An 11,963-nucleotide genomic window follows, 5' to 3' on the forward strand; every position below is an offset into this window, starting at 1 on the left:
AGGCCGTAATTAATTAGATAGCTCGTCTGCTAGCAATAAATTGAAATTTTATTTAGCCATAAAAAAACCAGCTATTAGCCGGCTTTTTTACTGCTTAATTAATTACTGAGTTCCACGTGAAACTCAATAAACTATAACTAATTCTCGATTCTAATTTTCTGAATATAACTCATTAATTGTATCAGCTAATATGGTTACGCCACGTTCAACAACATCGTCATCTTGTGCATAATTAAGTCGAATACATTCTTGTGTATGTTGCCAATCTTGATCTAAACCAGGAAAAAAATAATGGCCAGAGACAATCAATAATCCCTGTTCTTTTAATTTTTTATAGAGTTCATTTGATGAAATAGGTAAGTCTTTAAACCACAACCAAAGAAATAATGCACCTTCAGCTTTATGAATTTTAAACTTAGGAGAGGTAATTTTAGACTGCAATAAAGCAATCGCCTTTTCTGCTTTGCTAAGATAAAAAGGTCTAATTACGTTATTACTCAGCTCGATTATTTCTTTCGATTTTACCAATGGTAAAGCGATTTCAGGACCAATACCACCTGGTGATAATGCCATTATTCCAGATAGATTATTCATAGCTTTAATGATTGTTTCATTGGCAATAACGATACCGCAACGAGAACCAGGTAAACCAAATTTTGATAAGCTAAGGCAAAGAATAGTATTATTGTTCCAGAATGGTGTTGCTTCTGAAAAGATAATATTTGGGAAAGGCATACCATAAGCATTATCGATAATAAGTGGTATATTGTTTTCTCTTGCTAATTGATCAAGGTGCTTAACTTCTTCGTCAGTTAATACATTACCAGTTGGATTTGTCGGGCGAGAAACACAAATAGCACCTATATCATCATCTATTTTTAATGCATCAAAGTCGACATGATACTTAAATAGACCATTATCCAACTCAGTTATTTTGGGTCTAACGGCAACAAAAGCTTCTTCCGAAACACTCGCATCTGCATAACCAATATATTCTGGCGCTAATGGAAAAAGTACTTTTTTGTTTTTATCTCCACTGAAATTACCACCTAAAAGGTTAAACAGATAGAAGAATGCATTCTGACTACCATTGGTTAACATGATATTTTGAGCTGATAAATCCCACCCATATAAATCATTAAATAACTCAACAAGTGCATTAATAAATGTATTTTTTCCCTGTGGCCCATCATAGTTTGCGAGGGTGTCTAATAACTTACCTTCGTCTAATAACTGTTGCATTAGTTCATTTAATCTTTCTTGCACTTCAGGGATTGCAGCCGGATTTCCACCGCCTAGCATCAATATCTCATCACCACCCTTAACTCCTTCATTAAGGTCATCCATTAATTCAGTGATGCCTGAGTGTTGCGTAAATTTATTTCCAAAAATTGAGTAAGGCATTTCTGTTCCTTAACGATATGAATATTGTTTCACATGAAACATGGTTGTCTTGTTGTCAAATAAACTCTGCTCTTAATAAGATAATAGCGAATCCATCGAAGCTTTATTTTCTTAACCAGATATTAAGAGATGAGTACAAATAATCATTTTCACCTGGAACCTATGTTTAATTCTATTCAATCTAAGTTCCACGTGAAACAAAAAAGCTCAGGAAATTCTGAGCTTTTATTAATCATCATATACCCGCACCAATGGCAATCTAGTGCAGCGTAATCTTAAAACTTACAAAACAGATACATCTGCTACTTGTAAGAATAAGTTACGTAAACGATTTAAAATAGCTAATCTATTAGCTTTTACTGCAGGATCATCAGCCATAACCATTACGCTATCGAAGAATGCGTCCACAGGAGCTTGTAGACTAGCGAGTTCGAACAAGGCTGACTCGTAGTCTCCGTCTTTAAATAAAGGGCTTAGCTTCACTTCTAGAGAGCCTAAAATTTCGGCTAATGCAATTTCTGCGCCTTCAGTAAGTAAAGAATTGTCCACATCGGTATTAATTTCAACTTTTACTTTCGCAAGGATATTTGAAATACGTTTGTTAGCTGCAGCGATTGGCTGTGCTTCAGGAAGCTCTTGGAATTTAGCAACGGCTTGAATTCGTTTTTCAAAATCAACAGGCTTAGTTGGGCGGCGATCTAATACTGATTGAATCAGTTCGACACTAAAACCATTTGCTTGATACGTTGCACGGAAACGCGCGAACAAGAAATCAACCACATCGTTAACAACGTTAGCGTTAGTTAATTTATCAGTATATTGTGTTTTAGCAATTTCAACTAATTCAACGATATCTAGATCTAGCTGTTTATCTTTAATGATACGTAGCAGACCAATCGCAGCACGACGAAGTGCAAATGGATCAGCTGTACCTTTTGGTGCTTGACCAATACCAAAGATACCAACAAGTGTATCTAATTTATCTGCAAGAGAAACTGCACAAGCAACTAAAGATGTTGGTAGTTTATCACCAGCAAAACGTGGCAGATATTGCTCATTAAGTGCAACTGCAACTTCTTCTGCTTCACCGTCGTTACGTGCATAGTGCATGCCCATCACACCTTGAACGTCAGGGAATTCTACCACCATGTCTGACATTAAGTCAGCTTTAGCTAATAGACCTGCGCGTTGTGCGTGCTCGGTATTTGCTGAGATTTTACCGGCAATAGCGGCGGCTAAATCTGCAATACGTTGTGATTTTTCTTTTAATGTACCGAGTTGTTTTTGGAATAAAACCGTTTCTAGATCAGCAAGACGACTTTCTAACGTGCGTTTCTTATCGGTATTAAAGAAGAATTCAGCATCAGCTAAACGTGGACGAACAACTTTTTCGTTACCTTCAATTACTTGTCGAACATCTTTACTGATGATGTTGGAAACAAAGATAAACTTAGGTAACAGCTCGCCGTCAGTGCTTAACATTGGGAAGTACTTTTGGTTGTCTTTCATCGTGTAGATCAAAGCTTCCGCTGGTACGTCTAGGTAACGTTCTTCAAAGTTACCGACTAATGTTACTGGCCATTCTACGAGAGACGTTACTTCTTCAAGTAGGTCTTCTTCGATTTCAGCAACACCGCCGTGTTCGCTTGCAGCCGCAATAACTTGCTTACGAATAACATCTTTACGACGCTCGTAATCAACCATTACCATGCCGTGATCTTCAAGCATATCAACATAATTGTCAGCGTGTGGTAATTCAAAATCACCTTTACCTAGGAAACGGTGACCACGTATAGTACGTGCCGCTTTAATACCTAAGATTTCGCCTTCTAGTGCTTCAGCACCAAACAACATGGTAATTGTATGCACTGGGCGAATGAATTGAATCGGGCTAGCGCCCCAACGCATTGGCTTGCTAACAGGCAGTTTAGCTAAAGAGGTGGCTACCATATCAGCAACAAGTGCTTGTGTTGGTTGACCTTTTACTTCAGATTTATGCAGTAACCATTCACCTTTGTCGGTTTTTACTCGGCCAGCTTGCTCAACAGTAATACCGTTGCCGCGTGCCCAGCCTTGTGCCGCTTTCGTTGCGTTACCGTCAGCATCAAATGCAACAGAAACAGCAGGACCGCGTTTTTCAATTACTTTATCAGCTTGTGAATCAGCAAGAGCTGAGACGGTTAATGCTAAACGGCGGGGGGCTGCCATCCAGTTAACGTCTGCAAATTCTAAACCGGCTTTTTCTAGCTCTGCTTGGAAGTTTGCTGCAAATGCTTCTGCTAATGTACGCAGTGATTTTGGTGGTAACTCTTCAGTACCAATCTCGATTAATAAATTTTCAGTTGCCATGCTACTTCCTATTTGTCTTTTTTACATAGCGGGAAGCCTAGTGCTTCACGAGATGCGTAATACGCTTCAGCCACACCTTTAGAAAGGGTGCGAATACGTAAAATATAACGTTGACGCTCTGTCACTGAGATTGCATGACGTGCATCTAGCATATTAAATGCATGGCCAGCATCAAGAATACGTTCGTATGCTGGTAGCGGTAGCGGCACTTCTAAATCTAGTAGTTTTTGCGCTTCTTTTTCACTTTCATCAAACAGAGTGAATAGGAAATCAACATCAGCATGTTCGAAGTTATAAGTTGATTGCTCAACTTCATTTTGGTGGAAAATGTCACCGTATTTAACAGTGCCTAGAGGACCATCTGTCCATACTAGGTCGTATACGCTATCGACATCTTGGATATACATGGCAAGACGTTCAAGACCGTAAGTCATTTCACCTGTAACAGGTTTACATTCAAGACCGCCAACTGCTTGGAAGTAAGTAAACTGTGATACTTCCATACCGTTTAGCCAGATTTCCCAACCTAGACCCCAGGCACCCAACGTTGGGTTTTCCCAGTTATCTTCTACGAAGCGAATATCGTGAACCAATGGATCAAGACCAACTTCTTTCAGTGAGTCCAAGTATAATTCTTGGATGTTCGCTGGCGATGGTTTGATCACTACTTGGAACTGATAGTAGTGTTGTAAACGGTTTGGATTTTCACCATAACGGCCATCGGTAGGACGACGCGATGGTTGTACGTAAGCATAAGCCATTGGCTCTGGACCTAATGAACGTAAAAACGTCATTGGGTGAGAGGTGCCGGCACCTACTTCCATATCGAATGGTTGTACGATCGCACAACCTTGACGAGCCCAGTAATCCTGCAGTGCTAGGATCAGCCCTTGAAAAGTTTTAACATTATATTTTGACATGATATCTGCACAATAAAGCAAAGAAATAATCACCAAAGTATACCTGCTGAGCAGATATGAATATAGGGTAAATTACAAAATTTGACTTGGTTAGTGCGGTTTTTTCAGCTATTTGAGTTAGCGCAGTAATTTAATGTTAGAAAAGTGGCTGAAGAGGTGATAAATACGCGAATATATTATCCTTATATTCGCGCGTTAAGACGGGCTAATTAACGCCTTTTTTAATCAGGTATTGATACGGCAGTTGTTCGGTTTGACTCGCCACTAGTGTGTGATCCATAAACTGACAAAAACTAGGAATGTCACGCACTGTTGCTGGATCGTCAGCAATGATAAGTAAAGTCTGGCCATCATCGAGTTTTCTTACTGTTTTGCGTACCATCATTACGGGCTCTGGACAGCGTAAACCTAGGGCATCTAGTTCATGTTCTGGATTCGAAAATAATGAGTTCATCAGGTTTTCTCTATGTGGTCAATATACGTAAATAGACTAATATTAATGAGTAGTGGTAATTATATATTGGATAATCACCATAATGTTGTTAAATTGTTAATAACCGCGTGATACTTATCTTGCGCCGTTAAGTAACCATCAACAAGGAGTGTGTATGTTACTACAAGCCAGTGGCAGACTAAAAGTATATTTTTCAATCGCTTTTTTTTCTTTTCTAATCATGCTTATGGAAGTCCCTATTGCCGATACTGGTACTTGGCTCGGGGTATTAAGTATTGTTGCGATCGCAGTTTGGGTTGAATTAAGTGATTATCTTGTCGAAGAAGACAGTACTGAAAATAAAGCCGAAAAAACGGAACACAAAGACGATTCGAAGTAAATATAACAGAGGGTATATCACCCTCTGTTATATTACCCTTAGTGCCGTTATCCCGCCTGCAATACCTCACCTTGAAATTGTAAAACTGTAATTGTTATCTAAGCTTAATTTTACTACCTGTATATTGGAGTTAATTATGAAAGGTAACACTCAGGTGATCACTAGCTTAAACGGCTTATTACACAATGAGCTAGCAGCGATAGATCAATATTTTACCCATTCTCGTATGTATCAAGATTGGGGGTTAGAAAAACTCTACCAACAAATGAATCATGAAATGGAAGAAGAAATCACCCATGCTGATTCGCTGAACAAACGTATTTTATTTCTTGAAGGCACGCCTAATTTAAAAGATCGTCGTGACTTACTCATTGGTGATGATGTTCCCAGCATGCTAAAAAATGATTTGGTGTTGGAGATGGAAGTCGTTGCCGCGATAAGAGCGAGTATTAAGCTATGTGAAGATGAAGGCGACTATCAAACCAGGCAGGTGTTATTACCTTTACTCGCAGATACCGAAGAAGACCATGTTTATTGGTTAGAGCAGCAATTAGGTTTGATCCAAAAAATTAGTTTAGCAAACTACATCCAATCTCATATCGGTGTTTAATCGACTCATATTCGGGGTTACTTATGCAAGGCAACAACCAAATTATAGTACTATTAAATAAAGCATTAGGCTGTAAATTAGTCGCGATTAATCAATATTTTTTACATGCCCGCATGTATCGAAATTGGGGGCTAGAGCAACTTGATAAAGCAGATTACAAACAGTCTATTTTGAAAATGAAACAAGCCGATAAGTTTATAAATCGGATCTTATTTCTACAAGGATTACCTAATTTACAAGATTTAGGGCGACTGGCGATAGGTGAAGATACGCCTGAAATGCTGCACCTTAATATGGAACTTGAATTGAGTATTCGAGTGGTGTTACAAACCTTGATCGCGGAATGTGAAAAAATCCAAGATTACATTAGTCGTGATATGGCCGCTGAAATATTAGAAGAAGTTGAAGAGCAAATCGATTGGGTTGAAAGCCAAGAGTATCTTATTCGCCATGCTGGTTTAGATAATTACTTACAGTCACAGATGTCGAATTAATCGTGTTAGCTATAACCGCTAAGCAACCTGCGGCTGTTGTTGTGCTTGTTTAATTAAGGTCTGATTTAAGATCTTTTTTGTACATTGGCAACACTTGCCACATTGATTACCGATACCAAGCTCAGTACTTAATGCTTTCATGGTTGTTGCTCCTTCATCAATGCTGTGAATTAACTGCTTATCGGTAATACCGCGACAAATACATACGTACATAAATAATTATTCCGAACTTGAATTTATGTCGATATTAATATGAATGAGAATGATTATCAAGCCACTATGAGGCGAAAACTTTGGCTTTTACCATATCTCGATATTGTTTTGGAGCCATATCAAAGTGTTGCTCGAATTTTTTTTTGAAATAATATGCGTCACGAAAACCGACTTGTTCGGCGACATCACACATGGTGAGGCCAAAGTCGCGTAATAGCACCTGAGCGGTCTCCAGTCTAAGTGTTAACAAAAACTGATTGGGGGTTTGTCCGACTTGCTCTTTGAAGCGGCGATTGAAGGTACGTAGCGGTAATTTACAAACATCGGCAATCATTTGATTAGTTATCACTTTAGCCATATTACGCTGCATCCAGTCTTGTGCGAGGGCAATAGATTCATCGAATTGAACTTGGCCGCCAATTTGGTAGAAAGGTTGCTGCTGCGTGCGTGATATTTCATGAGAGAAATGGTTTTCAATCACACTAGCGATCTTTTTGCCAAACATCTCATTGATTAAAAACAACATCATTTCTGATTGTGAATTAATACTACCTGCACAATATAAACCGTTGGCGGCGGTAATCGAGGCCTGACGATTGAGTTTTACTTGTGGGTAGTGTTGGCTAAATTGATCGTAGAAATACCAGTGCGTTGTTGCGGGTAAGCCGTCAAGTAATCCCGCTTCAGCCAACCAACAGACGCCAGTTCCAGTAGATAAAATTTTTGCGCCACTGTTATATTGTTGATGTAACCAAGGTAATATTTCTGGGTGTTTAATTATTGATACTAAAGGGTTTCCCCACATTGGAGGGAAAATTACCAAGTCAAATTTTTGTTCACATGAAAAGGTTAAATCGGGTTGTAAGCGTAACCCTGCGGTGAGTGATTTAGCTGCTAAACTAGTCGAAATTAATTTTATTTCCAGCGGATCTTGATGCTGGGTTTTTCGGTCACGTAAGCGTGATGCACCGGAGAGCATTTCTGCGGCTAAAGAGATCCCGGTGACTAACGCTTTATCATAAAGTACAAATCCAATTTTCACAGCAAGCTCCGATTCGATAACAATCTAAATTTAGACTATCTATTTATTTATGGTCCAGTGCCTTGCTTTTATGGACTAAAAAACCACTGTGGCACAAATGTCAGGGTAAATGGCACAGTTGAAAGTGTATTGTTAGTATAACTTGCTAGACTAGCTAGCAATAGCTTAGATTCGAATGAGATGTAATAAAATGGCGAAGTTACCGTTAATTGTTGGTTTGGGTGGTATTAATGCGGCTGGACGTAGTTCTGGTTTCCACAGTTATAAGCGTTTAGTGTGTGACGCGCTGCAAGATGATGTCATGGCCAGTACTTGGCAAGATCTCGCTCAGCGTATGGGACTTGATGCTAGCGATATCAATGCTGATATTATTGCCCAGATTAAAGCGGGTACCTTAGTACGTCGTGCCACCACATTTGTTCCAGAAGCGGTACCTTTTCAACGTAAAGCCAAATTGGCACCAGGTACAACGCCAATTACATTTCAATTAAAAAAATCTAAATTGCCTCAAACGCTCCCGGTTAATTGGCAGCTTACCGATATTGATAATAAAACCGTTGAAGTGACTGTTGATGGCGACTTTGATGTGTTAATTAATGACACTATTGCTTATCCGGTATCAAGTGCTGGTAATATCCCAACTGGTTTTGATTTAGATAAATTATATAATTCTCGTTCACACCCTCGTGGTTTAAAGCTTACCGTATACGGTGCTTCTGATGCGCTCAACTCACTGGGTATTGATTGGGACAACATACTTAAGTTAATTAACCCAGATGAAGTTTCTGTTTATGCGGGGAGTGCATTAGGGCAAGTGGATGAAAATTCATTTGGTGGCATGCTTTCAGCATATTTTAAAGGCGGCCGTGTAAGCACTAAAATGATGGCAATGGCGTTAGCCGAAATGCCTGCTGACTTTATTAATAGCTATGTGATCAACAGTGCTGGCACTACGGGGACGAGTATGGGGGCTTGTGCCAGTTTCCTGTATAATTTGCGTCAGGGTATGTTAGATATCCAGTCTGGTAAGTCAAAAGTCGCGATTGTTGGTAACGCTGAGGCACCTGTTGAAACTGGGGTGATGGAAGGTTTTCGCGTGATGGGGGCATTAGCTGAAGATGATCAGCTTAAAGCATTGGATAGCAGTGATAGCGTGGATAACCGCCGTGCTTGTCGTCCATTTTCATCTAACGCTGGCTTTACCATGGCTGAATCAGCACAATTTGTGGTGTTGATGGATGATGAATTAGCTTTAGAGCTAGGTGTGACCATTTACGGTTCTGTTGCTGATGTATTCATTAATGCCGACGCGAATAAAAAATCAATTTCAGCACCGGGTATTGGTAACTATGTGACCGTCGCGAAAGCCACCGCATTAGCGAAAGCAATTTTAGGGGAAGGTGGTTTACAACATACCTTTGTCCAAGCGCATGGTACTGGAACGCCACAAAACCGCGTTACTGAAAGTCATATTTTGAGTGAAGTCGCGGCTAGCTTTAATATTACCAATTGGCCTGTTACGGCAATTAAATCCTATGTTGGCCATTCAATGGGCGCGGCAGCGGGCGATCAATTAGTGGCATCGCTTGGTGTATGGCAGCATGGTTGGATCCCTGGTATTAAAACCATCGATCATATTGCTGATGATGTTCACCAAGCTAACCTTAACATCTTAACAGACCATCAGTTTGTCGGTGATAAAGGCCAAGATATGAAAGCGGTACTCTTAAATGCCAAAGGGTTTGGCGGTAATAATGCCACTGGCCTAGTATTATCTCCCCAGCAAACACTAATGATGCTAGAAGCGAAGTATGGCGTGTCAGTCGTCAGTGCTTACCAAGAAAAGAATAACCTAGTCCAAAAAACCGCGGTGACGAATGATAGTAATGCGTGTCGCGGTGATGAAAATATCCGTTATGCATTTGGTACTGCGGTTATCGATGACGCGGGTGTGAACATCAATACGCAAGAAGTGCGTTTACAAGGTTTTGCAAACGCAATTAAGTTAGCACAAGATAATCCGTATCACGATTATAGCTAATGCATTTATTGCCCTTGCACGTTAAGTGCGTGCAAGGGGATATGCGACTAGGTTCATATCATCTGCCATCACTTGTAACTCTTCCGTGATCTCCACGAGCTGCTTCAGCTTTTGAATTAATAATAACGTATGTTTATGGTCATCATTTTCATAGCGCTTGAGTAACTCCTCTATCTCACTAATATAAAATTTATCGATATTGACGGGCGCCAAGATAGTACTCTGTGTTTGCTCTAATGCGCCACTAATCAATTGCGCCACTAAAGCTAAATCTTGCTGTAATCGCGGATCAATAATTTTATTTCTGTGTACCCCTAAGGCTGATAATGCCGATAACATGGCGTGATTTCGACGTGAAATATCGTATACATGATTTAGTTTATGACGTTTATCGTTGGGTTCAACTTGCATGTCTTTCCATGATGCGATCAAATGACTATCGGCGACATAGGCTTTACGACGGGAGACCCGGTACGGTAAATCATTATTTTTTCCCGAAACATATTGTTTAATTATCTCATTAAAATAATTTTGATTAGCGGTGATTGCTTCGACTAAATATTTAGGGAATTGCTTATATTGCCAGTTTGGAAGTACTAACTTAGCTAGCAGGAAAGCAATACTACATCCAGTTAACGTATCAATGATCCGCGGGATCGTGACAACATAACCTTGTTGGTAGAGTACGTTAAATGCTAATAATACCAGTAAGGTAATATAGGTCACGGCTCTGCTGTAATTTTGGCGTAAATAGTAAAAAAACAGAAATGCCGATATCGCTAATAAAAATAACTGGCTACGTTCCGTTGGGAATAGGTATAACAAGGTTGCACCTATAATAATGCCCATCAGTGTGCCGCTAATACGCTGCTTTAATTTTACTCGCGTCGCGCTGTAACTCGGTTGTAGTACAAATAATGTCGTTAATACCACCCAATAACCATGTAAATCAGAAGCTAAAATAATACCAATGCCTAAGGCGATACCTAAGGTCAAACGAATAGCATGACGAAATACTGGACTCGATAAATGTAATGCATTACTGAGGCGTTGTAATACTGGTAGTCGTTCGCGTGGCGCCATGACCAAGAACGCTTGATCGTTTTGTGGTCCGCTGTTAATTAATAGCTCATCCGCTTTACGTAAATTCCGAAATAACAGTTTTAATGGGCCAAAGAGTTGCCATTTTAGCGACTTTTCCAATGTCAGTAACTCTTGTTTTAAAATGGCTAATGACCAAGTCAAGCCATGATCATGTTGGTAGGTTTGTTTGTATAGGGTCGCTTGACCTCGCTGGGTGCACGCGTCAGCAAGTTGTTTTAATACTTGCTCGAAACCTGCAATAATTAAATCATTATTTAAATTGCGTTTTAACGAATCGTAATGAAAATGGCTTGATGTCATTTTTTCATGCAGTTCTTGGGCTTCTTGATAGAGGTGGATCAAGTGCTGGAGTTCATGAGAAATATCTTTCTCATCTACATGGTAATCAATATTAGTACGACACTCAGACATGGCATTGACGATATTAATATTCAGGGTTGATAACGTATGACGGATGGTTTTATGATCGTATTTTGTTTGTGAAAAAAACTTAGATTTTTCTTGTTGGTATAAACCTAATGATACATAAATGTCAGCCAAGCGTTCGCGAATGGGATTATACAAGGTAACCTTAAGCAACACCGTCGAAATGATGAAATACCACGCTGCGCCAGCAATTAACAATAACGAGTAGGGGCCAAAATCTACGTTACTACTCAGCACTGCGGTTGACTCGGCATCATGGCTTAAGCCAAGCATGGTATAAACGGCAATCATCAAGGTTGCAAAACTGATGGTGACATAGCGTTTACCCAGCGAGCCTAAGATAATGATCGCAAAACTAAATAGGCAACTACCCAGTAAAAAGATCAGTGGGTAGGGGAATAATAAACTGACCAATAATGATGATAAAGTAAAACAGATAAGCGCTAGTAGGCTATTGATAATACGCTGTTTAATACTGTCGTCACCCTCCGAAATTACGGCTGCTACAATACCGAGTACTGCGGTCA

11 protein-coding genes are annotated in these 11,963 nt (G+C 39.7%); 4 read left to right on the forward strand and 7 right to left on the reverse strand.

What is annotated here, in order from left to right:
* Positions 1-150: 150 nt before the first annotated feature.
* The 4 genes from QNK26_RS14245 to tusA form a co-directional block, all read right to left on the reverse strand.
* Positions 151-1,404: a valine--pyruvate transaminase gene (locus QNK26_RS14245; protein WP_319224117.1), complete on the reverse strand. Its 1,254-nt coding sequence runs from the start codon at positions 1,402-1,404 to the stop codon at positions 151-153.
* Positions 1,405-1,686: 282 nt separating this feature from the next.
* Positions 1,687-3,753, reverse strand: a complete 2,067-nt coding sequence (glyS, locus tag QNK26_RS14250) for a glycine--tRNA ligase subunit beta (protein WP_319224119.1) — start codon at positions 3,751-3,753, stop codon at positions 1,687-1,689.
* 8 nt (positions 3,754-3,761) lie between these two features.
* Positions 3,762-4,673, reverse strand: coding sequence for a glycine--tRNA ligase subunit alpha (gene glyQ, locus QNK26_RS14255; RefSeq protein ID WP_319224121.1), 912 nt, complete (start codon positions 4,671-4,673; stop codon positions 3,762-3,764).
* Positions 4,674-4,878: 205 nt separating this feature from the next.
* Complete coding sequence (gene tusA, locus QNK26_RS14260; RefSeq protein WP_319224124.1) at positions 4,879-5,127, reverse strand: sulfurtransferase TusA; 249 nt, start codon at positions 5,125-5,127, stop codon at positions 4,879-4,881.
* Positions 5,128-5,281: 154 nt separating this feature from the next.
* Here tusA and QNK26_RS14265 point away from each other — a divergent pair, with 154 nt between their 5' ends.
* From QNK26_RS14265 to bfr (QNK26_RS14275), 3 genes are all read left to right on the forward strand, one after another.
* Positions 5,282-5,506 carry a hypothetical protein gene (locus QNK26_RS14265; RefSeq protein ID WP_319224127.1) on the forward strand — a complete coding sequence of 75 codons (225 nt, stop codon included), beginning with the start codon at positions 5,282-5,284 and terminating at the stop codon, positions 5,504-5,506.
* A gap of 136 nt (positions 5,507-5,642) precedes the next feature.
* Positions 5,643-6,116: a bacterioferritin gene (gene bfr / locus QNK26_RS14270; protein WP_319224129.1), complete on the forward strand. Its 474-nt coding sequence runs from the start codon at positions 5,643-5,645 to the stop codon at positions 6,114-6,116.
* A 23-nt stretch (positions 6,117-6,139) separates the two neighbouring features.
* On the forward strand, positions 6,140-6,610 hold the full coding sequence (gene bfr / locus QNK26_RS14275; protein WP_319224132.1) for a bacterioferritin: 471 nt from the start codon (positions 6,140-6,142) through the stop codon (positions 6,608-6,610).
* 18 nt (positions 6,611-6,628) lie between these two features.
* Here bfr (QNK26_RS14275) and QNK26_RS14280 read toward each other — a convergent pair whose 3' ends face one another.
* A complete protein-coding gene (locus QNK26_RS14280) occupies positions 6,629-6,823 on the reverse strand; it encodes a (2Fe-2S)-binding protein (protein WP_319224135.1) in 195 nt (64 codons plus the stop codon).
* A 64-nt stretch (positions 6,824-6,887) separates the two neighbouring features.
* Entirely contained in the window at positions 6,888-7,865 is a 978-nt protein-coding gene (locus QNK26_RS14285) for a GlxA family transcriptional regulator (protein ID WP_319224138.1), read from the reverse strand.
* A gap of 190 nt (positions 7,866-8,055) precedes the next feature.
* Here QNK26_RS14285 and QNK26_RS14290 point away from each other — a divergent pair, with 190 nt between their 5' ends.
* Entirely contained in the window at positions 8,056-9,906 is a 1,851-nt protein-coding gene (locus tag QNK26_RS14290; RefSeq protein ID WP_319224140.1) for a beta-ketoacyl synthase, read from the forward strand.
* A gap of 21 nt (positions 9,907-9,927) precedes the next feature.
* Here QNK26_RS14290 and yccS read toward each other — a convergent pair.
* Positions 9,928-11,963 (reverse strand): YccS family putative transporter (yccS, locus tag QNK26_RS14295; RefSeq protein WP_319224143.1); only part of this gene is annotated, 2,036 nt, incomplete at its 5' end.

The sequence above is a fragment of the Moritella sp. genome (genome assembly GCF_033791185.1).
Lineage (GTDB): Bacteria > Pseudomonadota > Gammaproteobacteria > Enterobacterales > Moritellaceae > Moritella.